This is a genomic window from Thermomonas hydrothermalis (genome assembly GCF_900129205.1).
GTDB classification, from domain to species: Bacteria; Pseudomonadota; Gammaproteobacteria; order Xanthomonadales; family Xanthomonadaceae; genus Thermomonas; species Thermomonas hydrothermalis.
On sequence record NZ_FQUK01000006.1, the window covers coordinates 18539 to 43793 of the forward strand.

24 protein-coding genes are annotated in these 25255 nt (G+C 66.0%); 12 read left to right on the forward strand and 12 right to left on the reverse strand.

Annotated features, from left to right (window positions below):
- Window positions 1-22: 22 nt before the first annotated feature.
- The 3 genes from BUA29_RS02645 to phhA form a co-directional block, all read right to left on the reverse strand.
- Window positions 23-1837 (reverse strand): SLC13 family permease, encoded by a 1815-nt coding sequence (locus tag BUA29_RS02645; RefSeq protein ID WP_072755087.1) that lies wholly within the window; start codon window positions 1835-1837, stop codon window positions 23-25.
- Between the two features lie 87 nt (window positions 1838-1924).
- Window positions 1925-2959: a class 1 fructose-bisphosphatase gene (locus BUA29_RS02650; RefSeq protein WP_072755088.1), complete on the reverse strand. Its 1035-nt coding sequence runs from the start codon at window positions 2957-2959 to the stop codon at window positions 1925-1927.
- Between the two features lie 124 nt (window positions 2960-3083).
- Window positions 3084-3977: a phenylalanine 4-monooxygenase gene (phhA, locus tag BUA29_RS02655; RefSeq protein ID WP_072755089.1), complete on the reverse strand. Its 894-nt coding sequence runs from the start codon at window positions 3975-3977 to the stop codon at window positions 3084-3086.
- 130 nt (window positions 3978-4107) lie between these two features.
- Between phhA and BUA29_RS02660 the strand changes: the two genes are divergently transcribed.
- A complete protein-coding gene (locus BUA29_RS02660) occupies window positions 4108-4602 on the forward strand; it encodes an Lrp/AsnC family transcriptional regulator (RefSeq protein ID WP_072755090.1) in 495 nt (164 codons plus the stop codon).
- Window positions 4603-4626: 24 nt separating this feature from the next.
- Here BUA29_RS02660 and BUA29_RS02665 read toward each other — a convergent pair whose 3' ends face one another.
- The gene (locus tag BUA29_RS02665) at window positions 4627-5571 is read right to left on the reverse strand and encodes a patatin-like phospholipase family protein (RefSeq protein WP_084602314.1); all 945 of its coding nucleotides are present in this window, start codon (window positions 5569-5571) and stop codon (window positions 4627-4629) included.
- A gap of 90 nt (window positions 5572-5661) precedes the next feature.
- Here BUA29_RS02665 and BUA29_RS02670 point away from each other — a divergent pair, with 90 nt between their 5' ends.
- A complete protein-coding gene (locus tag BUA29_RS02670; RefSeq protein ID WP_072755091.1) occupies window positions 5662-6312 on the forward strand; it encodes a DUF2238 domain-containing protein in 651 nt (216 codons plus the stop codon).
- 263 nt (window positions 6313-6575) lie between these two features.
- Here BUA29_RS02670 and BUA29_RS02675 read toward each other — a convergent pair whose 3' ends face one another.
- Window positions 6576-7538 carry a TerC family protein gene (locus tag BUA29_RS02675; RefSeq protein ID WP_072755092.1) on the reverse strand — a complete coding sequence of 321 codons (963 nt, stop codon included), beginning with the start codon at window positions 7536-7538 and terminating at the stop codon, window positions 6576-6578.
- Window positions 7539-7754: 216 nt separating this feature from the next.
- Between BUA29_RS02675 and BUA29_RS02680 the strand changes: the two genes are divergently transcribed.
- The 3 genes from BUA29_RS02680 (at window position 7755) to BUA29_RS02690 (ending at window position 11072) form a co-directional block, all read left to right on the forward strand.
- Window positions 7755-8924 carry a class I SAM-dependent rRNA methyltransferase gene (locus tag BUA29_RS02680; RefSeq protein WP_072755093.1) on the forward strand — a complete coding sequence of 390 codons (1170 nt, stop codon included), beginning with the start codon at window positions 7755-7757 and terminating at the stop codon, window positions 8922-8924.
- Window positions 8925-8942: 18 nt separating this feature from the next.
- Complete coding sequence (locus BUA29_RS02685; RefSeq protein WP_072755148.1) at window positions 8943-9656, forward strand: VIT1/CCC1 transporter family protein; 714 nt, start codon at window positions 8943-8945, stop codon at window positions 9654-9656.
- A 72-nt stretch (window positions 9657-9728) separates the two neighbouring features.
- Window positions 9729-11072, forward strand: a complete 1344-nt coding sequence (locus tag BUA29_RS02690; RefSeq protein ID WP_072755094.1) for a DNA recombination protein RmuC — start codon at window positions 9729-9731, stop codon at window positions 11070-11072.
- Window positions 11073-11078: 6 nt separating this feature from the next.
- Here the strand turns inward: BUA29_RS02690 and BUA29_RS02695 are convergent, their stop codons facing one another.
- From BUA29_RS02695 to BUA29_RS02715, 5 genes are read right to left on the reverse strand one after another with little or no spacing between them, the layout of a single operon-like run.
- Window positions 11079-12080 (reverse strand): MlaA family lipoprotein, encoded by a 1002-nt coding sequence (locus BUA29_RS02695; protein ID WP_072755095.1) that lies wholly within the window; start codon window positions 12078-12080, stop codon window positions 11079-11081.
- A gap of 25 nt (window positions 12081-12105) precedes the next feature.
- The gene (locus BUA29_RS02700) at window positions 12106-12759 is read right to left on the reverse strand and encodes an MlaC/ttg2D family ABC transporter substrate-binding protein (protein ID WP_072755096.1); all 654 of its coding nucleotides are present in this window, start codon (window positions 12757-12759) and stop codon (window positions 12106-12108) included.
- Window positions 12756-13271 carry an outer membrane lipid asymmetry maintenance protein MlaD gene (mlaD, locus tag BUA29_RS02705; protein WP_072755097.1) on the reverse strand — a complete coding sequence of 172 codons (516 nt, stop codon included), beginning with the start codon at window positions 13269-13271 and terminating at the stop codon, window positions 12756-12758. The genes BUA29_RS02700 and mlaD overlap by 4 nt, the downstream gene beginning before the upstream one ends.
- A gap of 36 nt (window positions 13272-13307) precedes the next feature.
- Complete coding sequence (locus tag BUA29_RS02710) at window positions 13308-14057, reverse strand: MlaE family lipid ABC transporter permease subunit (RefSeq protein ID WP_072755098.1); 750 nt, start codon at window positions 14055-14057, stop codon at window positions 13308-13310.
- Window positions 14057-14842, reverse strand: a complete 786-nt coding sequence (locus BUA29_RS02715; RefSeq protein WP_072755149.1) for an ABC transporter ATP-binding protein — start codon at window positions 14840-14842, stop codon at window positions 14057-14059. The genes BUA29_RS02710 and BUA29_RS02715 overlap by 1 nt, the downstream gene beginning before the upstream one ends.
- Window positions 14843-15214: 372 nt before the next feature.
- Here BUA29_RS02715 and crcB point away from each other — a divergent pair, with 372 nt between their 5' ends.
- Both crcB and BUA29_RS02725 read left to right on the forward strand, forming a co-directional pair.
- Complete coding sequence (gene crcB, locus BUA29_RS02720) at window positions 15215-15622, forward strand: fluoride efflux transporter CrcB (RefSeq protein ID WP_072755099.1); 408 nt, start codon at window positions 15215-15217, stop codon at window positions 15620-15622.
- Complete coding sequence (locus tag BUA29_RS02725) at window positions 15619-15939, forward strand: DUF190 domain-containing protein (protein ID WP_072755100.1); 321 nt, start codon at window positions 15619-15621, stop codon at window positions 15937-15939. Before crcB ends, BUA29_RS02725 begins: the two co-directional genes overlap by 4 nt.
- 198 nt (window positions 15940-16137) lie before the next feature.
- Here the strand turns inward: BUA29_RS02725 and BUA29_RS02730 are convergent, their stop codons facing one another.
- Entirely contained in the window at window positions 16138-16638 is a 501-nt protein-coding gene (locus BUA29_RS02730; protein ID WP_072755101.1) for a hypothetical protein, read from the reverse strand.
- Between the two features lie 248 nt (window positions 16639-16886).
- Between BUA29_RS02730 and BUA29_RS02735 the strand changes: the two genes are divergently transcribed.
- The 5 genes from BUA29_RS02735 to BUA29_RS02755 all read left to right on the forward strand — a co-directional run bounded on the left by BUA29_RS02735 (window position 16887) and on the right by BUA29_RS02755 (window position 23092).
- On the forward strand, window positions 16887-18506 hold the full coding sequence (locus BUA29_RS02735) for an isovaleryl-CoA dehydrogenase (RefSeq protein ID WP_072755102.1): 1620 nt from the start codon (window positions 16887-16889) through the stop codon (window positions 18504-18506).
- Between the two features lie 63 nt (window positions 18507-18569).
- Window positions 18570-19166 (forward strand): GTP cyclohydrolase I FolE, encoded by a 597-nt coding sequence (gene folE, locus BUA29_RS02740; RefSeq protein ID WP_072755103.1) that lies wholly within the window; start codon window positions 18570-18572, stop codon window positions 19164-19166.
- A gap of 8 nt (window positions 19167-19174) precedes the next feature.
- Window positions 19175-19765 (forward strand): DUF2239 family protein, encoded by a 591-nt coding sequence (locus tag BUA29_RS02745; protein ID WP_072755104.1) that lies wholly within the window; start codon window positions 19175-19177, stop codon window positions 19763-19765.
- A 41-nt stretch (window positions 19766-19806) separates the two neighbouring features.
- Window positions 19807-21066 carry a TCR/Tet family MFS transporter gene (locus BUA29_RS02750; protein WP_072755105.1) on the forward strand — a complete coding sequence of 420 codons (1260 nt, stop codon included), beginning with the start codon at window positions 19807-19809 and terminating at the stop codon, window positions 21064-21066.
- A gap of 130 nt (window positions 21067-21196) precedes the next feature.
- A complete protein-coding gene (locus BUA29_RS02755) occupies window positions 21197-23092 on the forward strand; it encodes a M61 family metallopeptidase (RefSeq protein ID WP_072755106.1) in 1896 nt (631 codons plus the stop codon).
- A gap of 664 nt (window positions 23093-23756) precedes the next feature.
- On the opposite strand, the gene glnA is transcribed toward BUA29_RS02755, so the two are convergent.
- Complete coding sequence (gene glnA / locus BUA29_RS02760; RefSeq protein ID WP_072755107.1) at window positions 23757-25166, reverse strand: type I glutamate--ammonia ligase; 1410 nt, start codon at window positions 25164-25166, stop codon at window positions 23757-23759.
- Between the last annotated feature and the right edge of the window lie 89 nt (window positions 25167-25255).

Here is a 25255-nt window from a genome sequence, read left to right on the forward strand (position 1 = left end):
GGCACGCATATGTTGCCCGGCGTCAGTGCAGTCGCGGCAGTAACGGCCCGCCCAGCCACAGCCAGCGCGCCATCCAGGCGCAGACCAGCCCGATCAGCACGGTCAATGGCAGGCCGACGCGTAGAAAATCGCCAAATCGGTACTGGCCGGGGCGCAGAATCAGCAGATTGCCGTGATGGCCGATCGGCGTCAGGAAGGCGACCACGGCACCCATCGCCGTGCAGACCACGAAGGGCGTGGGTGGCAGTTTGAGCATCTGGGCCAGGGCAATGGCGACCGGGCCGAGCAGGGCCACGGTGGCGGCGTCTGACATCGGTTGGGTCAACAGCGCGGCGGCGGTGAACATGACCAGCAGGATCGCCAGCGGCGGCCAGTGCGCGACCATGTGCGACAACCCCTGCGCCAGCAAGTCGGCGGTGCCGGTCTGTTCCATGGCGATGCCCAGCGGGATGACGCCGGCAATCATCACGAAAATGCGCACGTCGATTTCGCGGTAGGCCTGATCGATGTCGATACAGCGGGTGGCGACCATGGTCACCGCACCCAGCAGGAACGCCAGCGGAGCGGGCAGCCACTCACTGGCGGCGATCAGGATGGTGCCGGCCAGGATCGCCAGTGCCAGCGGCGCACGCAGCCTTCGCTTGGCTTCACCGGCGAACGGCGCCAGCAGCAGGAACCCGTGATGGGTGGCCAGCTCCGCCAGCCGCGAGGGGCGCCCCCACAGCACCAGCAGATCGCCTTCGCGCAGACGGGCATCGGCCAAGCGTTCCACTGCCCGGCCACGATGTCGCCACAACCCGACCACCACGGCATGGAACTGGTTGGAAAAATCCAGCTCGCGGATGCTGCGACCGATGAACTCGGACCCCGGCGCCACCACGGTCTGGACCAGCTGCGGCTCGCCCTCACCGCTGAGCGAACGGCCATAGCGAGTGATCGCGCACAGATCCAGGCCGGGATCGTCGTGCAGCGACATCAACTCATCGGCCCCGGCTTCGATCAGCAGGATGTCGCCGCCCAACAGCGGGCTGCCGGCGGTCAGGTCGGTTCGTGCAACACCATCGCGCAGCCAGCCCAGCACCTGCACCGAGGGGCCGATCGCTTTTTGCATCTCGGCCAGGGTGCGGGTGCACCACTGCCCGCCCGGCACCACCAGCAGTTCGGTGCGGAAACGGCCCAGGCGCAGAAAGTCATCCTCGCCCCCCTCGCCGCTGCGCTTAGGTAACAGCCAGCGCGCGGCCAGCATGTACAACGTGCCCACCACCACCAACGCCACGCCAATCGGGGTGATCGAGAAAATCCCCAGCCCCTCGCTACCGGCGCGTTTGAGCTGGTCATTGGCCAGCAGGAAAGCGGGTGCGCTGACCAGCGTCAGCGTGGTGCCCAGCGAGGCCGCCAGCGACATCGGCATCAGCAGGCGTGAAGCAGGCAGATGCCGGTCGCGGGCGTGCCGCAGCAGCAGCGGCAGCATCATTGCGGTCACCATCACGTGATGGGTGAACGATGCCAGCAGTGCCACGATCGGCATCACCACGGCAATCGTGCGCCATTCCGAGCGGCCACTGGCACGGCCGATCCAGGCGCCGATGTGCTCGGTGATGCCGGTGGAGGCCAGCGCCCCGGAGATCACGAACACCGCCGCCACGATGATCGCCGGTTCACTGGCAAACCCCGACAGGGCCTGTTTCGGATCGAGGGTGCGGGTCAACACCAGCGCCAGCAGGATCAGCATGGCGGTGACGTCGATCCTGACCTTTTCGGTGATGAACAGGTACAGGCCGCCGGCAAGGATCAGGCCGAAGGCAAGCTGGGGCCACAACGCATGAAGGGTGTGCATGGCCCCATTCTGCCGAATTTCGTGAACAAAACCGCAACCGGGCCAACGTGCGGACGGCCCGGTTTGTGGAATGGCAGAGGATCTGGATCAGCCGTGCGCTGCGTCGTGACGCAGGTGGTAGTCCACGGCAATGTCCACTTCCGCTTTCGAGCCCAGGAACACCGGCACACGCTGGTGCAGGCTGGTCGGCACCACCTCCAGCATGCGCTGGCGACCGGTGCTGGCGGCACCGCCTGCTTGCTCGACCAGCAGGCTCATCGGGTTGGCCTCGTACATCAGTCGCAGCTTGCCGCCCTTGGCCGCGCACTTGCTGTCCAGGGGATAGCTGAAGATGCCGCCGCGAGTGAGGATGCGATGCACGTCGGCCACCATCGACGCCACCCAGCGCATGTTGAAATCCTTGCCGCGCGGCCCGTCCTTGCCGGCCAGCAGGTCGGCAATGTAGGCCTGCATCGGCGGTTCCCAGAAGCGCTGATTGGACATGTTGACCGCGAATTCCCGGGTTTCCTCCGGAATGCGCATGCCGCGGGTGGTCAGCATGAAGCTGCCGACTTCGCGATCCAGGGTGAAGGCGTGGGTGCCGTGGCCGACGGTCAGCACCAGCATGGTGCTGGGCCCATAGATGCAGTAGCCGGCCGCCACCTGCGCCGTGCCGGGCTGGAGGAAATCCTCATCGCGTGGCTCGCTCACCCCGTCCGGACAGCGCAGCACCGAAAAGATGGTGCCCACCGAGACGTTCACATCGATGTTGGAGCTGCCGTCGAGCGGATCGAACAGCAGCAGGTAGCGGCCGCGCGGAAATGGCTCGGGGATCGGCAGCGACGTGGTCATTTCCTCCGACGCCAGCCCGGCCAGATGGCCGCCCCAGGCATTGGCTTCCAGCAGGATCTCATTGCTCAGCACGTCCAGCTTTTTTTGTGCCTCACCCTGCACGTTGATGCTGGCCTGCCCGGCCTCGCCGGCATCGCCCAGCACCCCGCCCAGTGCGCCTTTGCCCACGGCGATCGAGATGCGCTTGCAGGCGCGCGCCACCACTTCCACCAGCAGGCGCAGCTCCGGATTGATGTGGCCGTGACGTTCTTCTTCGATCAGGTAACGGGTCAGTGAGATGGGCTGGGACATGGCAGCAAGGCGAGCGGAATGGGACAGGGCGCCATTTTCGCCGATGCCGGCGTGGCGTGTGACCCGGATCGGAATGCACGCGCCCTTCCTGGGCTGCCCTTGCGTGGCCGGGATGGGCCGGAGATCAAATATCGCCGTCGGCGGCCCAGCCCTCACCCGTACCGCGCTTGAGCACCACGTCGCCCGGGAGCACCGCGCCTGCGGGATATGCCGGCTGCCCGGCCAGGCGCGCATAGATCGGGGTGAAGTCGGGCCGCGTTGCGTCCATCAACTGCTCGAAGCTGTCGATGACGAAATACGTCTTCTGGTAGGTGTCGATGCGATAGCGCGTGCGCATCACCCGCTCCAGGTCGAAGCCGATCCGGTTGGGCGCGGCACTCTCCAGGCAGTAGATCGACTCGCCCTTGGAGCTGAGGATCCCGGCGCCATAGATGCGCAGACCGCCGGCCTCACGGATCAGCCCGAACTCCACCGTGTACCAGTACAACCGCGCCAGCTGCATCAACGCCTCCGGGCCGATGCGGTGCGCCTTCACCCCGCCCTGGCCGTAGGCCTGCAAGTAATCGGCGAACTGCGGTTCCATCAGCAGCGGCACGTGGCCGAACAGGTCGTGGAAGAGATCCGGTTCCTCGATGTAGTCGATCTGGTCGGGGCGACGGATCCACCAGGTCACCGGGAAGCGGCGATGTGCGAGATGAGTAAAGAAATCCAGCTCCGGCAGCAGCCCTTCCACTCCGACGATCTGCCAGCCGGTGGCCGCGCCCAGCGCCTGGTTGAGGTCGCTGAACTTGGGGATGCGGTCGGGCGTCATCCCCATCGCATCCTGGGCATGCAGGAACACCTCGCAGGCGCGGCCCGGCAGGATGTCCCGCTGCCGTGCATACAGCTGTTGCCACACGGCGTGGTCAGTCTGCGTGTAGTCATCCCAAGGCTGCTCGACGGTGCCGGTGGCATAGACCGGCAGCTTGCCGCGGTCGGTCTGGATGTTTTCGATACGGCGCGGGGCGGCGGTGGACATGGCGGTCACCCGTGATTGGTTTCTTTAAGGTCAGGGTAAGCGCCATGACGCGCAATATGCGTGCTTTATTGCGAGTATTTCGAATTTTTGTGCAATATCATTGCGCCATCACAGGATTTTTGAGCGATCAATGAGCGCATCGCTGGATCGTACCGATCTCGCCCTGCTGGCCGAGCTACAGCGTGCCTGCCGGCAGACCAATGCCGAGCTGGCCGAGCGTGTGCATCTGTCGCCCTCGGCCTGTTTGCGCCGGGTGCAGCGGTTGGAACGCGAAGGCGTGATCACCGGCTACCACGCCGAGCTCGATCCGGAGCGGCTGGGGCTGGGGCTGCAAGCATTCGTGCGGGTGCAGCTCAAAAGCCACGATGCCGAGCACATCGCCCGCTTTGCTGAACTGGTGAACGGCTGGCCGGAGATCGTCGCCTGCCATGCCCTGACCGGCGACATGGACTATCTGTTGCAGGCCCTGGTGCGTGACCTGGAGCACTTCTCACGCTTCCTGCTGGATCGCCTGCTGGCCCAGGCCGGCGTGGCCGACGTCAATACCAGCTTCGTGCTGCGCACGGTCAAGCCGGGCCGCGGTGTGCCCTTGCCTGCCGGGATGAGTGGCGGGCAAGGGGCGTAAATCAGCGGACGGTTCCGCGGGCGCTCAGCGCATGGCCTTGCCAGGCGGTGTGGAGGCCTGTACCGCACGCTGCGCCTGCGCCCGCCGTTGCGCCTGCAAGGCGTCCAGCTTGGCGCGGATCAGCGGTAGTGCCGCCTGCGCGGCCCGTTCGCCTTCCAGGATGGCGCGGTTTTTCTGGTCGAAATCGGCCGCACCGATGTCATTGACCCGCGGCCGGATCACCACGTCGGCTCGCGCCAGTTCGGCGGCGCCCAGCTTCTGCCCCATGATGACGATGCTGCGGTTGACCGTGCCCAGCAGGCTGGAGGGGTCGGCCTTCCCGTCGGCCTTGGCGGAGATGTCCACCGCGATCACGAAATCAGCCCCCAGTTCGCGCGCGGCATCGACCGGCACCGGACTGACCACGCCACCATCCACGTAGTGGTAGCCACCAATGGTCACCGCCTCGAACACGCCCGGAATGGCGCAAGAAGCGCGTACCGCCTGGCCGACGTTGCCACGCACGAACACCGTGCGCTGGCCGTCCTCCAGCCGGGTCGCGACGGCGGCAAAGGGTTTTTTCAGCTTTTCGAAGGGGCGGTTGCCCAGCAACTGGTTGACGTACTCCTGCAGTTTCTGCCCTTTGACCAGCCCGCCGGAAAACAGGCTGACATCGCGGATGCGGGACTCATCCAGTTCGAAGGCGTTTTGCTGCAGGGCATAGGCATCCATGCCGCCGGCATACAGCGCGCCCACCACGCTGCCGGCGCTGGTCCCGGCCACCACCACCGGCTGGATGCCGTTGGCCTCCAGCATCTTGATCACGCCGATGTGGGCAAAGCCCTTGGCGGCCCCACCTCCCAACGCCAGCCCCACCTTGATGGGTTTGATCTCGACCTTGGCTGGCGGCGGAGCAGGCGCTGGCGCGGGGGCGCTGGCACAGGCCGCCAGCAGAACAGCGGAGCAGACAAGGGCGACGATGCGGCGCATGGCAGGTATGAGCGATGGGGGCAGGAAAAGACGTCAAAGCTTACGGCGCGCAACCGCAACCGTGGCGGAATCGTGCGCTAGCATCCGTGCATGACCCGCCAACCACATCCTGTCGCCGTCCCGCCCACCCGCATCGAACGCTGGCTGCTGGCTGGTGGCGTGGTGCTAGCCCTCGCGGTGTCGTTCGTCATCGCCACCGATCGGCTGACCTGGGTGTTGGAAACGGTATGGGCGATGGTTGGCCTGGCGCTGATTGTGTGGCGCTGGCCGCACTTCCCGCTGACCCGGTTGCTGTGCTGGCTGTTGGCGCTGCATGCGCTGGTGCTGATCCATGGCGGCGCCTACACCTATGCGAAAACGCCGCTCGGGTTCTGGCTGCAGGATCTGCTGGACACCACCCGCAACCCCTGGGACCGCGTGGGCCACTGGATGCAGGGCTTCGTCCCCGCCATCCTGGCCCGCGAGCTGCTGCTGCGGCTGACGCCGCTACGTCGCGGCGGCTGGCTGGTGTACCTGGTGCTGGCGGCGTGCCTCAGCTTTTCGGCGTTCTTCGAACTGATCGAATGGTGGTCGGCATTGATCTATGGTGCTGACGCCGATGCGTTCCTCGCCACCCAGGGCGACCCGTGGGACACCCAGTGGGACATGTTCCTGTGCCTGTGCGGTGCAGCCACGTCCTTGCTGCTGTTGTCGCGCTGGCATGACCGCCAGCTGGGGGCAGTGGTGCTGGCGGGCAAATAGCACCTGCTCGGCTTTGAAAATACGACTGCCGCCTTGCGGCGGCAGTCGTGGCGTCACTGCTGGCGGGGTGCTTAGAAACGCGCTTCCAGGCCCAGTGACAGGGTATTGGTGCTGATGCACACGGAAAACACCGACGCGGATTTCAGGAAATTCCTACCTGTTGGCGTCCAACCAGAGGCCTTTCGCCGTGCCGCCGGGATCATGATCGGGCCAGCACCTTACCGCGTTCCTCTTTTGACACAGTACCCCGCCATCGGCATATGTCAGTGCCCGGCGTCGGGCTTGGTTGCCGGCCGCAGTAGGCTGAGTGCGATGGTGGTGCCGATGATGACTGCCACCACGCCCAGTGAGAGCAGGATCGGGATCTTGTAGAGGCCGATCAGCAGCATCTTGGCACCGATGAAGGCCAGCACCAGCGCAAGGCCATAGGGCAGCAGGTGAAAGCGGTCGGCCATGCCCTGCAGCAGGAAGAACATCGCGCGCAGGCCCAGCACGGCGAACACGTTGGAGGTCAGCACGATGAACGGGTCGGTGGTGATGGCAAAGATCGCCGGGATCGAGTCCACCGCGAAGATCACGTCGGTGATGCCGATCATCGCGATCACGATGAACAGCGGGGTGAACTTGCGGCGGCGGCCCTGACCGATCCACAGCGCGCTGCCCACGTAGCGGCGCACGAACGGCACGTGCGCGGTCAGCCAACGCAGCACCGGGTTGCGGTCGAGGTCGGGTTCCTCGCCCGCGGCACGCCACATCTTGATGCCGGTCAGCAGCAGGAAGGCGCCGAACAGATACAGCACCCAGTGGAACTTCGACAGCAGCAGCGCGCCGGCGAAAATCAGGATCGCGCGCAGCACGATGGCGCCGATGATGCCGATCACCAGCGCGCGCTGGCGCTGCATCTCTGGCACCGCGAAGTAGCTGAAAATCATCAGGAACACGAAGATGTTGTCGACCGCCAGCGCTTTTTCGACCAGGTAGCCGGTCAAAAACTCCATGCCGATGCGCCCGCCTTCTGCGGCACCGAAGCGTTGTCCGGTCTGCCACCACAGCCAGGCATTGAAGGCCAGCGCCAGCGCGACCCAGCCTACGCTCCACCAGGCGGCTTCCTTGAACGTGACCTTGTGCGGCCCGCCATGGCGCATCAGCACCAGGTCAGCCACCAGTGCGGCCAGCACGACCAGGCCGAATACCAGCCAGAGAAAAGGGGTTCCAATCGTCTCCATGCAACGCTCCACGGGTTTGACCGGCGGAGGCGTCCATGCAGGGAGGCATGGAAAGGGAGCGCGCTTCGCCGGTTGGCGAAGGTCTCACTCGCAGGCGGTCTGGCCTGCCCCGGGGCCGGGATCGTGGAAGATCCGTCATGACGACCATCGGGCGCGGAGTTACTCCCCTTCATCGGCGACAATAGCAGATTCTTAGATCTGTCTGTGAATGCCGTCATGGCCGACCCCCTGCCTGTGATCCGTCTGAAAAACGCCTGGAACTCCACTCACCCATGGATCTTCCAGCGCCTGGTCGAGAAGCCCGCGCAGCGGCCCAAGCCCGGCAGTGTGGTCGATGTGGTCGGTGTGGACGGCGCGTTCATCGGCCGCGGTTTTTACAATGGCCATTCCCGGATCGCCGTGCGCATCCTCGAGCGCGACCCAGAGGTGCCGGTGGATGCTGGCTGGTTCGTGCGCAAGATCGGCGAGGCGGTGCGGCTACGCCGCGAGATCCTCAAGCTGGATGAAATCACTAACGCCTGGCGCGTGGTGCACAGCGAGGGCGATGGCATCAGCGGGTTGGTGGTGGATCGCTACGATGACCTGATCGTGGTCGAGTTTTTCAGCGCTGGCGCCTGGCGGCATCGCAGCCTCATCTTCGATGCGCTGCGCACGCATTTCCCCGGCTGCCGTTTCCACAGCTTCGCCGACGAGCATGTGCAGAAGCAGGAGAGCTTCGACTACAAGGAGACCCAGGGCACTGCCCCGGCCATCGTCAGCGAATACGGGGTGAAGTTCCGCGCCGACCCGGCCGGTGCCCACAAGACCGGCTTCTTTGCCGACCAGCGCGAGAACCGCCATTGGGTGGCACAACAGTGTCAGGGCCTGCGCGTGCTCGATCTGTGCTGCAACACCGGCGGCTTTGCCGTGCATGCCGCAGTGCGCGGTGCGCACGAGGTGGTGGGGATCGATATCGACCCGGCGGTGATCGAGATCGCAAAGCAGAATGCGCATCTCAATCAGGTCAGGCCACGCTTCGTGCAGGCCGATATTTTCCCGTGGCTGCGCGATGCCGCCGCCAATGGTGAGCGGTTTGACGTGGTCATCCTCGACCCGGCCAAGATGACCCGCGATCGCGAGCAGGTCATCCCTGCGCTGAAGAAATACCTCGACATGAACAAGCTGGCGCTGGGCGTGGTGAAGCCCGGCGGGCTGTTTGCCACCTTCAGTTGTACCGGTCTGGTCAGCGAGGAGCAGTTCCTCGACATGCTGCGCCGTGCCGCCTTCTACGCCGGCCGTACCGTGCAGGTGTTGAAAGTGGCCGGTGCCGGCCCTGACCATCCCTGGCAGGTGCAGGTGCCGGAAAGCCGCTATCTGAAGGCGGTATTCTGTCGGCTGCTGGATTGAGCCCACAGGACAATGGCGATGGATGGTTCCAGGATTCCCCACCCTCACCCCGAGCACCATCGCAGCCATCATGGCGGCTGGCTGCGCGCCGCCGTGCTGGGTGCCAATGACGGGCTGATCTCCACCAGCAGTCTGGTGCTGGGCATAGTCACGGCCCAGGCCACGCCGCAGACCATTCTGCTGACCGGGTTGGCCGGGCTGGCCGCGGGTGCGCTGTCGATGGCGGCGGGCGAGTATGTCTCGGTGAGCTCACAGGCCGATATCGAGGAAGCCGACATCCGCATTGAACGCGAGGCGCTGGAAAAACACCCGGAGGCGGAGCTGGAGGAGCTGACCCAGATCTACATCGCGCGCGGTCTGGAGCCAGCACTGGCGCGGCAGGTGGCCGAACAGCTCAGCGCCCATGATCCGTTGAGTGCGCATCTGCGCGACGAAGTCGGCATCCATGAGCTGCAACGGGCCCGTCCGGTGCAGGCCGGGCTGGCGTCGGCGGCCTCGTTCACGGTTGGCGCCCTGCCGCCGGTGTTATTGGCCTGGCTTTGGCCAGGCGCCGGGTTGGCAGCGGCGGTGGTGATCAGCACGCTGCTGCTGCTGGCGCTGCTGGGCTATGTGGCCGAACGGATTGCCGGCGGCAGCGGTGGCAAAGGCGCGCTGCGGGTGCTGGTATGGGGCAGCGTGGCGCTGGCGGTGACGGCCGGCATCGGCCGCCTGTTTGGCATTGAGGCGGTCTGACGCCGCACGACCGGCGTATCCGCACGGGCGATCCACCCTTTCCTGAAAACAGGACACCGCTACACTGGCGGCATGGATGCCCACTCGTTGTTGTTGATGGCGCTGGCCGCCGCCCTGCTGGCCGATGGATTGCTGCTCTGGCTGTTATTGCGTCGCCCCGAGGCACGCATCGAGGCGTCGTTGCGCCAGCTGTTGCAGGAGAATCGGGAGCAGCTGCGCAGCCAGCTCGACAGCCTTGCTTTGCAGCAGGGTCAGCGGATCGACAACGTCGGCTTGCAGATGCAGACGGCGGCGGCGCGCACCGAGGATCGGCTGGACGAATTGCGCCGCACCTTAAGCGAGGATGCAAGGCAGGCAAGGCTTGAGCTTGCGACGCAACAGGCCCAGCATGCCGAGGCGCTCAGCGCCGGCCTGCGCGAGCTGACCGCCCGCAACGAGGCACGCTTGGGCGAGCTGCGTGCCACACTCGAGCAGCAGCTCACCGCCCTGCGGGAAGACAACGCGCGCAAGCTCGAGCAGATGCGTGCGACAGTGGACGAAAAGCTGCACGCCACGCTGGAGACGCGGCTCACCGAAAGCTTCGCCAACGTCAGCCAGATGCTGGCCAAGGTGCACCAGGGGCTGGGCGACATGAGCAAGCTGGCGGCCGATGTCGGCGGCTTGCAGCGCGTGCTGACCAATGTGAAGTCGCGTGGGGTGTTTGGCGAAGTGCAACTGGCGGCACTGCTGGAGCAGGTGTTTGCGCCCGACCAGTACGCCGCCAACGTGGTCACCGTGCCGGGCAGTCACGAGCGGGTCGAGTTTGCGGTGCGCTTTCCCGGGGCGGACGGCAGCCAGCCGGTGTGGTTGCCGATCGACGCCAAGTTCCCGCGCGAGGACTACGAGCGGCTGCTGGACGCGCAGGAACGCGCCGATGTCGAGGCTGCACGTGCCGCAGGTGATGCGCTGGAGCGTCGGGTGCGCGAGGAAGCCAAGCGGATCCGCAGCAAATACGTCTGCCCGCCGCACACCACCGAGTTCGCGGTGCTGTTTTTGCCCACCGAAGGGCTGTATGCCGAGGTGCTGCGCCGGCCCGGGCTGTTTGAGGCCCTGCAGCGCGAGCATCGCATCACTCTGGCCGGCCCGACCACCCTGCTGGCATTGCTCACCAGCTTGCAGATCGGGTTTCGTACCGTGGCCATTGAGAAGCGCTCGGCCGAAGTCTGGCGCATCCTGGAAAAGGCCAAGACCGAGTTCCGCAAGTTCGGCGAGGTGCTGGAAAAGGTCAAGGAAAAGCTCGACCAGGCCAGCAAGCAGATCGAGCAGACCGGCGTGCGCACCCGCGCCATCGAACGCAGCCTGCGCGAAGTAGACGTGGACGACAGTGGTTCCAGCGCCGGCCCGCACGTGCTGACCGGGCCGGACGATCGTGCCTGACCACGCTCAAGGCTGTGTGGGCGATGGCTCCAGCAGATAGGGCGGCAGTGCCTGGCTGCCCTCGTCGCGATCCTTGCGGTCGCTGTCGATCAGGTACTGGCGGCGGGCCAGCCAGGCATCGCGGGTCAGCACGTAGTCATCCGGTGCCGATTGCCGCAAGGCGTCCAGGCTGAGCAGGCTGGCGCGTAGATCGACTGCCTGCAGTGCCTGCAGGCTGACCCGGACGCGGTCACGCTCGATATGGTTCAGCGGCGAGAGAGTGAAATCCCCGGCGCGGCCCAGCCCGTCGCGCACGGTGCTGGGGCCGAACAATGGCAACTCCAGGTAGCGCGATCGTTGCCAGCCCCAGCGCGCCAATGTACGTCCCAGATCGGCGCTGTGGCGGTGCATCTTCAACTGTTTGGTGGCCGGGTCGAACAGGCCGCCCACACCAATCGTGGTGTTGACCATGAACCGGCCGAGGGTTTCCACCGCCGCCCCGGGCCGTCCCTGCAGCAACAGATTGGCAGCGGCCAGCGGGGCACCCAGGTTGTCGAAAAAGTTACCGATGCCAATCCGGATCGGCTCCGGAATGACGGTCACATAGGCGCGTGCCAGTGGGTGCATCACCGCCCGGTCAACCACCAGGTTGAAGGCATGGATGCGCCGGTTCATCGGCTCCCAGGGATCATCGATCTGGGCCGTTGAGGTGCCGGCCGCGCTGATCGCGTGGGTGCCGCCGTAGATCGCCTCGTAGTCGGCCTCAGCGGCATCCGCGGCGACATCACTGGCGGCTGCCGGCGCCTGTTGTTCCGACACCGGTGGCGTGGCCGTGATCGGGGCTGCCGCAACGGCAGGCGCGGGGGTACTCGCGGCGGGTGCGGAAGGCGCTGGCGTCGCCTGGGTGGGGGCGGCGAGATCGCTCGGCGCGGAGACGGCGGCGTCCGATGGCGGAGCCGTGCGCACGGTTTGACCGGCGCACCCGGTCAGGGCGACGGTCAGGGTGGCAAGCAGAACCAGGCGCGACATGGTGGGCTCCGGTTGACTCGGCGGCTCAGCGGCCGCCCTTGGCCGAGGCTGGCGCAGGCGGCTGCAGCGCACCGTTGCGCAGATCGGCGGCGACTTGGGCGATCGACTTTTGCTGCAGCGGCGTATCGAACTGAGTGCGGAAAGTCTGTACGTAGGACACGCCTTCGATCATCACGTCGAAGATCTTCCAGCCGCCGTTGTTGCGCACCAGATAATCGACCGGCACCGGGGCACCATTTTCGCGCAGCAGCTCGGTGGAGATTTTCATGCCACGCCCGTTGGGCAGTGGCGTTTCACTTTTCAGGCGCAGCCGCGGTTTGCCTTCGAAATCCAGCAGGGCCGAGCCGTATCGTTGCATCAGGTTGTCGATCAGGGCGTCGGCGAACAGCTTGACGTCGGCATCGCTGGCGCCGCGGCCATGCACGCCCAGCACCAAGCGGGCGGCGTACAGGCTGTCAAAGGTGTTGCGGATCTGGCTGTCGATGTAGCTGCGCAGGGCGGCCGGATCCTTGCGGAACTCCGCACGGCGCTGTTGCAGAGTGGCCAGAATCTGGTTGCCGGTGGCCACGATCTGCGCACCCGGCGTTGCCGCTTGGGTGGCCGCCGCTTGCGCCGAGGCCGGCAGCGGCAGCAGCGGGGTGGTCAGAACGAGGCAGAGACTGAGGAACAGGGGTTTCATTGTGTGTTATCCGTTTGCGCGGGAGTGGGGGCGGTCGCTGGAGCCGGGTTGGCCGTACTGCCGCCACCGAACATGTACTTGCCCGCCAGCTGGATCAGATCCACAGCCGGCTGGGTAAACGCGATTTCCTGGCCCGGCTTGAGGGTATCCGGATCGCCGCCGGGTTGCAGGCCGACGTAGCTCTCGCCGAGCAGGCCGCTGGTGTAGATCCCGGCAGAGGTGTCGGCCGGTAATGCGTAGGCAGAATCGATGTCCAGCGTCACCACCGCATCGAACCGGGTCGGATCCAGCCGGATTGAGGCGACCCGGCCAATGGTGACACCGCCGATCCGCACCGGCGCCTGTGGCCGCAGCTGCCCGACCGAGGTAAAGCGCGCGCGCAGGGAGTAATGGGCGCCGCCATCCCCGAATTTACGGTTGGTGGAGACGAAGGCGAGCACCAGCAGGGAGGCCAGCGCCAGCAGCAAGAAGGCGCCGACTGCGAACTCGAGCCTGGGGCTACGGATGGCCATGGGCAAAATCCTGATTCAGTCGAAGGGAAGCGGTCGTCATTTGAACAGCAATGCCGACATCACGAAGTTGAACATCAGCACCAGCAGCGAGGCATTGACCACGGCGCGGGTGGTGGCCACCGAGGTGCCCTCGATGGTCGGTTCGGCATAAAACCCGGCGTGGGCGGCCACCAGTGCGGCGGTGGCACCGAAGACCGCGGATTTCAGCAGGGCCACGCCGAAATCGTCCCAGGCATCGACGCTGTTCTGCAGCGATGCCCAGAAGTTGCCATTGTCCAGCCCCAGCGACTGCACCGCCTCAAACCAGCTGGCGGTGATCGCCATCAGGCAGAACAGCCCGGTCAGTAGCGGCAGGCTCAGCACCGCCGCCCAGAATCGCGGCGCCACGGCTTTGGCCAGCGGATCGATCGCCATCAGCTCCAGTGCCTTGATCTGGTCGGTGGCGCGCATCAGGCCCAGCTCGGCAGCGATCGAGCTGCCGGCGCGACCAATGAACAGCAGCGCGGTCAGCACCGGGCCCAGCTCGCGGTACAGCGACAGGCCCAGCAGGGTGGACAGGGCATCGGTGGCGCCGAACGTGGTCAGGGTGCGATACCCCTGCAGGGTCAGCACCAGGCCGACGAACGCACCGCCGACCATGATGATGGGCAGCGAGCGGGCGCCGATCTTGTAGATCTCCTTGATCAGCTCGACCAGGAAATCCGCACCCGGACGGGAGGCGCGCAGCACCGCCAGGGCAAACAGCCCGGCGCGGCCCAACGAACGCAGCGGTGAGGTCAGCGGCATCAGGCGGCCCTCTGTCCAGTGACGTCGTCGAAGGCGATCGGCCCGTGCGGGCTGCCATCCAGGAACTGCCGCAGCAGCGGGTCCTGGCTGGCCTGCAGCGCCTCGGGCGTGCCATCAAAGGCCAGCCCGCCGTTGGCGACCACGACCGCCTGATCGCACACCGGCAGGGTTTCGCGCACGTGATGGCTGACCACGATGCAGGTCAGTCCCAGCGATTGGTTGAGCTGGCGCAGCAGGCTCATGACCACGCCGCTGGCGATCGGGTCCAGCCCGGTCAGTGGTTCATCGCATAGCAGCAGCGGCGGATCCAGCGCCAGCGCGCGCGCCAGCGCCGCCCGCCGCGCCATGCCGCCGGACAGTTCACGCGGGAAACGGTCGGCGGCGGCGGCCAGCCCCACCGCTTCCAGCTTGGCCAGCGCCCGCGCCTGGATCTCGGCGGCCGGCAGACCGGAATGGGCACGCAGTGGCAGCGCCACGTTTTCCAGCACGGTCAGGTCGGTCAGCAGGCCATTGCCCTGCAGCAGGACACCCAGCCGTTTGCGCATCGCCAGCAGCCCGCGGGCGTCGCGTGGAACCGGCTGGCCGAACACCTCCACCTGGCCCTGGGCCGGCACCAGCTCGCCGGTGATGGCGGCCAGCAGGGTGGACTTGCCGCTGCCCGACGGGCCTAGCACGGCGGTCATGCTGCCCTTGGCCACGCTGAGATTGATCCCGCGCAAGACCGCCCGTCCACCGTATTCCAGGCGGACATTGGACAAGTGCACGACGGCGGTGGTGGCAGTCATCGGAATCGGGATCTCGACAGGCTGGACCGGGCCAGACAGATAGCCGCGCAGCATGCCAAAGCGCGGCTGAACAGGGGCGAAGCATTTGAACCGATTAGTACAGGATTATCGCCGATCAGGTGTGCATGTACAGCCAGAAACCTACAGGGACATGGAAAGCTGCGTTGCGGGTGCATCGTCTGGTGGCACGGCCGGTCAGGTCAGCGGCAAACCCTTGACCGTTGCTGGACATACGCCTGTACCAGGAGTGCGCTGAGTGCGCTGGGCGAGCAGGTATTCGCGTCCTTGCGCCCGCCCACCCGTCCAGACAAACCGGGCAAGCCTGGCGATGCCGGGGTTGCCTTGCCGGGCGGTACGCTAGAAGATGCCCGCATGAACTTCGGCGCAGTCATGGGCATCTTCTTCGGGGCGGGCGTCGGCGCGCTTGCGCGCTGGGGCCTTGGGCTGGCGCTCAACCCCCTGTTCCCCACCCTGCCGCTTGGCACCCTGGCCGCCAATGCCATCGGCGGGCTGTTGATGGGGGTGTTGCTGGCCGTGTTCAACCAGTTCGATGCACTGCCGCCGGTCTTGCGGCTGGCCCTGTTGACCGGGTTTCTTGGCGGGTTGACCACGTTTTCCACGTTTTCGGCCGAAATCGTCACCCTCCTGATGCGTGGCCAGCTGGTCTGGGCTGGCGTTGGGATCGGTCTGCATGTGGGGACATCCCTGCTGGCCACCTGGGGCGGTTATGCCCTTACCCATGCCCTGCTGCTGGCCTATGTCCACGGAGCCCGTCCATGAAAGGCGTCCATCTGCGCATCTACACCCATGAATCCAGCCGCCATGAGGGCGCGCTGCTGTATGAGTGGCTGCTGGAGCAGGCCCGCACGCTCGGGATTCCCGGCGGCTCGGTATTCCGGGCGATGGCCGGCTATGGCCGACACGGTGTCCTGCACGAGTCGAATTTCTTTGAGCTGGCCGGAACCGAGCCGGTCTTGGTGGAGTTCATCGCCCAGCCGGAACAGGCCGACGCCCTGCTCGACCGTCTGCAGACCGCCGGCATCCAGGTGTTTTATGCCCGGCTGGAGGCGGACTTCGGCATCGTTGGAATGAAATAAAACGCGCGCCGGGCTCAGGTAAACCCCGAACCCGGCGCGGTGCTGGTGCGGATTTTTAGAAATTGATGCTCATGCGGACATACCACTCACCGCCGTTGAAGCCAAACGGCGAAGAAAGCGGGTATTTCACGCCCAAGAACTTCAGCGTCGAGTTGGTTGCCTTGGGCCGGAAGTTGCAACGTCCCACCAGTGCACAGGTCAATGCAAGCCCCGCGGTCGAGTTGCAGGTACCGCCGGTATGAGTGCGGGCTGGGTCATCAGCAGCGAGCCTTCGCGCAGCCCGCGCAGCACCTGCACCAGCGCCTCGTAGTGGGCGGCCAGCTGGGCAAACAGCTCGGCGTAGGCGTTGCGGCAGGCGGCGGCGACATCGCGATACGCGCTGCGGCCGAGGGTGACGAAGTAATCGACACTGACTCGACGGCGCTGGGCCAGTTGCGGGAACAGGCCGGCGACCAGCAGGCAGCGGTCGCCAACGTCGCGCAGGGCATCGGCACGCAGCTGGCCGACGTTTTCCTGGGCGCGCAGCCATTCCAGGGCCTGGATGCGGGCCAGCAAGTCGGCATCGTTCTGATGGCGCAGCAAGACGAACAACAGATAGCTTTCCTGTTGCTCATCCAGCGGCACGTGGCTGCGGGATTCCGCCTCGCGCAGCAGGTGGTGCCAGAGTTCGGCGGCGGTGCCAAAATGGAGCGTGGACATGGCCTGCCTCCTGTGTTGCTGGGATGGCCTGGACGCTAGCGCATCGCCCTTGCGGTGTGTTGGCAGCAGCGCAGCGCCTCTGCTGATAACAACGGCCGTGTGGCCAATGGCTTGATGGCAGGCACAAGGCGAATGCGTGGTTGTGTGATCGAATGCACGCAGCGCAGTGCGTCGCTGTTTATGAATCGTCTGGATGTGACGCGCGGCAGTATGCTGCGGGCTGTTGCAGCAACAGGGAGCGATGGCCGATGGGTGAATCCACGCATACGGTGTTCAACCAACCACCGCCGCCGGGGCCGTTCGATCTGTGGGCCGATGATCCCGGCCTGCGCGAGGCGGTGGTTCGCGAAGGTGGTGAGGGCTTCAGCGCCCACCTGGCCGGCTATGGTCGGCTGGCGGGCGATGTGCTGTTGCGCCTGGCTGACGAGGCACATCGTGATCGGCCGCGTCTGAAGACACACGACCCCTACGGCCACCGGATCGACCAGGTCGCGTTCAATGCCGCCTATCACGAGGTGATGGGCACTGCGATCGCGCACGGTGTCGCCGCGCTGTCGTGGGCACAGCCGCACCCCGGCGCGCATGTGGCGCGAGCGGCGCTGAGTTATCTGCACTACCAGGCCGAACCCGGCAGCAGCTGCCCCTTGACCATGACCCACGCGGCGGTGCCGGTGTTGCGGCAGGCGCCCGCATTGCGCGCGTGGGCGGACAAGGCCTGCGCGTTCGCCTACGACGGCCGCGACGTGCCGATGACGGACAAGCGTGGCGTGACGCTGGGCATGGGCATGACCGAGAAGCAGGGCGGCAGCGACGTGCGGGCCAACACCACCCGCGCAACACCGCTGGGTGCGGACGGTGAATACACGCTGGTTGGGCACAAATGGTTCTTCTCCGCGCCGATGTCGGACGGATTTTTGGTGCTGGCGCAGGCTGCAGGTGGGCTGACCTGCTTTCTGTTGCCACGCTGGATGCCCGATGGCCAGCGCAACCGGTTCCGGCTGATGCGGCTGAAGGACAAGCTGGGCGACTGGTCGAACGCCTCCAGCGAGGTGGAGTTCGACGATGCGTGGGCCTATCGCATCGGCGAAGAAGGGCGCGGCGTGCCGACCATCCTGCAGATGGTGATGCTGACCCGGCTGGACTGCATGTTGGGCTCGGCCGGCCTGATGCGGATGGCGCTGCGGCAGGCGCTGCACCATGCCCGGCATCGTCAGGCGTTTGGCAAGCGGCTGCTCGACCAACCGCTGATGCGCAGCGTGCTGGCGGATCTGGTGCTGGAAGCAGAAGCCGCCACTGCGCTGGCGCTGCGCGTGTCCGGGGCGGTCGATCGTGCGCCCCATGATGCGCATGCCGCGGCGCTGGCGCGGATTGCGACGGCCATCGGCAAGTACTGGATCTGCAAACGCGCGCCGGGTTTCGTCAACGAGGCGCAGGAATGCCTGGGTGGCATCGGCTACATCGAAGAAACCCTGCTGCCGCGCCTGTATCGACAAGCACCGTTGAACTCGATCTGGGAAGGCTGCGGCAACATCCAGTGCCTGGACGTGCTGCGTGCGCTGGCACGTGAGCCGGCCACGGCGGCGGCCTTGCACGACGAATACAGCGCCGCGGCTGGCCGCGATGGCCATTTCGATGCCGCGCTGGCGCAGGCCCAGACCTGGCTGGCCAACCCCGACGAAGCCGGGGCGCGGCGGCTGGTCGAGCGTCTGGCGCTGCTGCTGCAGGGCGCCACCCTGCTGCGTGCGGGGCATCCGCTGGCACATGACTGGTGTGCAGCGCGCCTCGGGCAGGATGCGGGCGCCACCTATGGCAGCCTGCCGCCGGGGGTGGAGGTGGAGGCGGCCTTGGTCCGGGCGAGCGCTGACTGACCAGCGCCGGGCGTCGGCCCAGGGCGCGCTACCATAGCGCCCCCACACGTGCCCGGAGCCGCCATGGCCGACGACATTCGCAACCAGGTCACCCGCGCGCAGGCCGAAGAGGCCGTGCGCACGCTGTTGCGCTGGGCGGGTGATGACCCCACCCGCGAAGGGCTGCTGGACACCCCGCAGCGGGTGGTCAAGGCCTACGAAGACTGGTTCAGCGGCTATGCGCTGGATCCGGACGAGTACCTGGCCCGTACGTTCGAGGAAGTGGGCGGCTATGACGAGATGATCGTGTTGCGCGACATCGAGTACGAAAGCCATTGCGAGCACCACATGGCGCCGATCATCGGCAAAGTGCACGTGGGCTATCTGCCGGCGGGCAAGGTCGTTGGCATCAGCAAGCTGGCGCGGGTGGTGGAGGCCTACGCGCGCCGCTTTCAGGTGCAGGAAAAAATGACCGCGCAGATCGCCGGTTGCATCCAGCGCGTACTGGAACCGCGCGGGGTCGGCGTGGTGGTGGTGGGAACCCACGAGTGCATGACCACGCGTGGCATCCACAAGCGCGGGGTCAGCATGGTGACCAGCAAGATGCTGGGCTGTTTCCGCGACGATGCGCGCACTCGCGCCGAGTTCCTGCGCTTTATCGAGGTCGGGCCAGGACGTTGAGGCAGGGTGTGGAGGCGATCCATCCGGGGTTGCGCTGTACCGCGTTCTGCGGGGTTGATCGCATCGCCAGCGGCCAGCTCCGGCATGTGGCGCTGAAGGCCAGGCAGGCGCGCGAAGCCCATCCGGAGCGGCCGGTGCGGGTCTTTGCCGATGCCGATGCGCGCCTGCTTGCGTTGCCGCTGGAGCTGCCGGATGCCGACCTGTTGGCCTGGCTGGCGCAGCCGCAGGGCGTGCCGGCGCCCGCGCAGCGCGCCCGGCGACCGGGGCGGCCCCGGCTGGGCGTGGTGGCGCGTGAGGTGACCCTGCTGCCGGAGCAGTGGGACTGGCTGGCGGCGCAGCCGGGCGGTGCGTCGCTGACGCTGCGGCGGTTGGTGGACGAAGCCCGCAAGGTCTCCGCCAGCGACGACCGGCGTCGGGCCGCACAGGAAGCCACCTACCGCTTCATGCAGGCCATGGGCGAGGGGCTGGCAGGGTTCGAGGCGGCGGCACGGGCGTTGTTTGCGGGTGATTTCCACGCGTTCCAGTCACACCTGGCGAGTTGGCCGGACGACGTGCGCGAGCATGCCGAATGGCTGGCCACCGATGCGTTCGTCGCCTGATCCATCAGTACGGCTTTTTTTCTATCCACGGACCTGACGTTTTGAACACTCAAACTGCTCCCGGCGCGCGCAAGGCCGCGCTTGCCTTCATCTTCGTCACCGTGCTGATCGATGTGATCGCCTTCGGCGTGATCATCCCGGTTCTGCCGCATCTCGTGCAGGAAATGGTCGGTGGCAACCTGTCCGCTGCCGCGTACTGGACGGCCGTGTTCGCGTTTACGTTTTCGATCGTGCAGTTTTTCTGCGCGCCGATCCAGGGCGCGCTGTCCGATCGCTTTGGCCGCCGGCCGGTGATCCTGCTGTCGTGCCTGGGGCTGGCCGCAGATTTCGTGCTCATGGCGCTGGCACCGACGTTGGCGTGGCTGTTCGTCGGCCGCCTGCTGTCTGCCGCCACGTCGGCCAGTTTCTCCACTGCCAATGCCTACATTGCCGACGTGGTGCCCTCAGATCAGCGCGCCAAGAGCTTCGGCATGGTCGGTGCGGCGTTTGGCCTGGGCTTCATCGTCGGCCCGCTGCTGGGCGGCGTGCTGGGTGACATCAACCACCGTCTGCCGTTCTGGTGTGCCGCCGGCCTGGCGATGCTCAATTTCCTTTACGGCCTGTTCGTGTTGCCGGAATCGCTGCCGCCCGAACGCCGCACCGCCCGCTTCGACTGGGCCCACGCCCGCCCGCTGGGCGGCGTGAAGATGCTGCTGGAGCATCCGCGCATCTGGGGGCTGGTGGCGGTGGTGTTCATCGCCAACTTCGCCCACTACGTCTATCCCAGCACCTTCGTGCTGTTTGCCGACGCCGCCTTCGGCTGGAAAGAAAAGCAGGCCGGCTACGTGCTGGCTGCGGTGGGCGTGTGCAGCGTGGTGGTCAACGTCATGGTGGTGGGGCGGCTGGTGAAGGCGCTGGGTGAACGCCGCGCGATGCTGCTGGGTTTGCTGTGCGGCGCGACCGGGTTTGTGCTGTATGGGTTTGCCCGGACGGGCTGGGTGTTTCTGATCGGCCTGCCGATCAGTGCGCTATGGGCTGTGGCCGGGCCGGCCACGATGGCGTTGATCACGCGGCAGGTGCCGGCCGACGCGCAGGGGCGCATCCAGGGTGCGCTGAGCAGCCTGGTGTCACTGGCGGGGATCATCGCGCCGGCGACATTCGCCAGTGTCTTCGGCTACTTCATCAGCCCGGCGGCGCCGGTGCGGCTGCCAGGTGTGGCCTTTCTCATCGCGGCCCTGCTGCTGTCGCTGGCCGCGCTGGTGGCATGGCGCGCCGCGCGCGCTGCCCCAGCACCAGACGCAGCGACGCAGCTGGCCGACTGACGCCTGGTTCCGCGGCCGATGCGGACGCACTCAGCCGCAGGCCCGAACACCGCTGGCATGGCTTTCGGCATAGGGGAGGATCGGCGGTCGGCGGTAGCATCGCGGGTATCCCCACTGACCGGATACCGCCATGACACCCCGTCTGCTGCCGCTTGCCCTGGCCCTGTTGCTGGCTGGCCCGCTTGCCGCCCAGGCCCCTGACATCCCGCCGCCGCAGGATGTGCCATATCCAGGCACGATTCGGGTGGAGGTCGATGCCACCGACCTCGCCCATCGCATCTTCCGGGTGAAGCAAACCATTCCGGTGCAGCCTGGGTCATTGACCCTGCTGTATCCCAAATGGGTGCCGGGCGGACACAGCCCACGCAACCCGATCGACAAGATCGCCGGCATCACCTTCAAGGCCAACGGCCAGACGCTGGACTGGAAACGCGATCCGCTCGACGTCAATGCCTTCCATCTGCAGGTGCCGGCGGGTGTGCAGACGCTGACGGCTGAGTTCGATTACCTCACCCCCACCAATGGCAGCCAGGGTCGGGTGGTGATGACGCCGAACATGCTCAATCTGCAGTTTCTGGCCACGGTGTTGTACCCGGCTGGCCACTACGCGCACCGGATCATGATCGACCCGCGTGTCACCTACCCGGCCGGCTGGACCGCGTTCACCGCGCTTGACGAGGAGGGCCGCAGCGGCAACACCGTGGATTACAAGGACGTGCCGCTGGATATCTTCGTGGACTCGCCGGTGTATGCCGGGCGCTACGCGAAGAACATCGACCTGACGCCTGCCGGCAGCAGGGTACCGGTGAAGCTGGGCGTGGTCGCCGATGCGCCGAAGTATCTCGAGGCCACGCCGAAACAGATCGCGCTGCACAAGGCCCTGGTCGAACAGGCGCTGAAACTGTTTGGCGCGCAGCACTACGACCATTACCAGTTCCTGTTCTCGTTGTCGGATCAGATGGGCGGCAACGGCCTGGAGCATCAACGCTCCAGCGAGAACGGCGTGGAGCCGGACTATTTCACCGGCTGGAACGAAAAGATCGGGTTCACCGACCTGCTGGCGCATGAGTACACCCACAGCTGGAACGGCAAATACCGGCGTCCGGCCGATCTGTGGACACCCAACTTCAACGTGCCGATGCAAGACAGCCTGCTGTGGGTCTATGAAGGCCAGACCCAGTATTGGGGCAACGTGCTGGCGGCACGCAGCGGCCTGCGTCCGCTGCCGGCGTCGATCGACGCGCTGGCGCTGGTGGTGGCTACCTATGCCGAAAACCGCCCGGGCCTGTCCTGGCGCAACATCCAGGACACCACCAACGACCCGATCATCGCCAACCGCGCGCCACGCGCGTACCGCAACTATCAGATGAGCGAGGACTACTACTCCGGCGGCCAGATGATCTGGCTGGAGGCCGATGCGCTGATCCGCAGTCGGAGTGGCGGCAAGAAGTCGCTGGATGATTTCGCCAAGGCCTTTTTCGGCGTCAACGATGGCGAGTGGGAACAGCAGAACACCTACACCTTCGACGATGTCGTGGCCACACTCAACAAGGTGCTGCCCTACGACTGGGCCACGTTCCTGCGCGAGCGGCTGGATGGCAAGAAGGGCCTGACCGGCGGTATCGAGGCCGCGGGCTGGCGGCTGGTGTTCAAGGACACCCCGAGCGCCTACGCCAAGGCCAACGCGCGTTGGGGCGGTGCTGATTTCGTGTATTCGCTGGGCCTGAGTCTGGGCAAGGACGGCACGGTGTCCGATGTCCGCTGGGACAGCCCGGCGTTCAACGCCGGCATTGGCAGCGGCGCCACCGTGGTCGCAGTCAATGGTCAGGCGTTCAGCCCCGATGTGCTGGCAGACGCAGTGAAGGCAAACACCGATGGCAAGGCCCCGATCGCGCTGCTGGTGAAGGAGTTTGATCGCTACCGGACGGTCACGATCGACTACCGCGGTGGCCTGCGCTACCCGCACCTGGAGCGCATCCCCGGCACCCCGGACTACTTGACCGCCATCCTCAGCCCACGCAAGTGAATCGCTGAACACGGCAAAGACTGCCGTTGCTGCGTGTGCGCCGGGCCCGGACAGATGCCGGGTTCGGCGTGGGTTGATGCCGTTCGGGCCTGCCCAGGTGAACCAAGGCGGGATGGCCGTTACAGAGGCGGGTGACGGCGGGGCACATGCGGTGGTCTGCGAATCAGAAAAGTCCTACCCGCAGATAGGCAAACCGCTGATGGCCTGGCCCCGACGCGCCGGGCACGCTATCCCCACACCGGCAGCGCTCGGATCCCCCCGTGACCCCTGGGTGGGCAAGGACTCCCCTTCCGCTGCGGGCCCCGTCAGGGAGGACGGGGCTGCCGGTTCTTGATGGCGCATCTGCCGATCTCCCCGCCTCCCACGGCTCATTTCCGGCATCGTCTGTTCCGCCCCGCCCCCCTCGTGCTGGCTGGCGGTACGGGCGCGATGTTGCGTCTCTGTCTGGATCGCCCGGCCACATGCCGGTTCGTGGCTTGTTTCAACGCGCCCCCCCCCTGCTTCCGTGCGCACGAACGGCAACCGTCTGCGTCTGCGGATGGCGAAGCCGCCAGCATGTGCAAACAAACCGACGCGGGATCTTCGGCCGTAGTCGGTCGCCAAAACGACACGCCCCGCGACCTGGTCGAACGCGGGGCGTGTGCAGTGACCCTCGTCAGCGGGATCAGATCGTGTAGTACATCTGATATTCCAGCGGATGGGTGGCGGCGCGGAAGGCGGTCACTTCCTTCATCTTCAGCGCGATGTAGGCGTCGATGAAGTCGTCATTGAACACCCCGCCAGCCTTGAGGAAGTCGCGGTCGGCATCCAGTGCTTCCAGTGCCTGATCCAGCGAGTGGCAGACGGTGGGGATGTTCTTTTCTTCCTCCGGCGGCAGGTCGTAGAGATCCTTGTCGCTGGGTGCACCGGGATCGATCTGGTTCTTGATGCCGTCCAGGCCCGCCATCATCAGGGCAGCAAAGGTCAGGTAGCCGGACTGCATCGGATCGGGGAAACGGATCTCGATACGGCGTGCCTTCGGGTTGGCGACGTACGGGATGCGGCAGCTGGCGGAACGGTTGGAGGCCGAGTAGGCCAGCATCACCGGCGCTTCGAAGCCAGGCACCAGCCGCTTGTAGCTGTTGGTGGTGGAGTTGGCGAACGCATTGATGGCGCGGGCGTGCTTGAAGATGCCGCCGATGTACCACAGGGCGATCTGGCTCAGCCCGCCGTAACCGTCGCCGGAGAACAGATTGACGCCGCCCTTGGCCAGCGACATGTGCACGTGCATGCCGCTGCCGTTGTCGCCGACCAGCGGCTTGGGCATGAAGGTGGCGGTCTTGCCGTTGCGGTAAGCCACGTTCTTGATGATGTACTTCAGCGTCAGCAGGTCATCGCCCTTTTTGGTCAGGGTGTTGAACCGGGTGCCGATCTCGCACTGGCCGGCGTTGGCCACTTCGTGATGGTGCACTTCGGTCTCGATGCCCACGGCTTGCAGCGTCTTGCACATTTCGGCGCGCAGGTCGTGCAGCGAATCAACCGGCGGCACCGGGAAATAGCCGCCCTTGACCATCGGCCGATAGCCGCTGTTGCCGCCTTCGTACTCGCGGGCGGAGTTCCAGTGCGCCTCGTCCGAATCGACGTGGAAGAAGGTGTGGCCCATTTCGTTGGCAAAACGCACCGAGTCAAAGATGAAGAACTCGGGCTCAGGGCCGAAGAACGCCTGGTCGGCGATGCCGGAGGCTTTCAGATAGGCTTCGGCGCGCTTGGCAACGCCGCGCGGGTCGCGGGTGTAGGCCTGCAGGGTGGTCGGATCGAGGATGTCGCAGGTCAGCACCAGGGTGGGATCGGCGGTGAACGGATCCAGGAACGCGGTGGAGGCATCCGGCAGCAGCACCATGTCGGAGTTCTGGATGCCGCGCCAGCCGGAGATCGAGCTGCCGTCGAACATCTTGCCGTCCTCGAACAGGCTGGCATCGACGATGCTGCTGGGGAAGGTGACGTGATGCTGCACGCCGCGCATGTCGACAAAGCGCAGATCGACGAATTCGACGTTGTGGTCGCGGATCAGTTTTTCGACGTGTTCAAGAGACATGGTTGCCTTGCGGATAGATGCGGCAGGGCCGCGATGACGGGATGAGAGCAGGAACCGTGCCAGTCACATAAAAGTTTGATTTGAAAAGA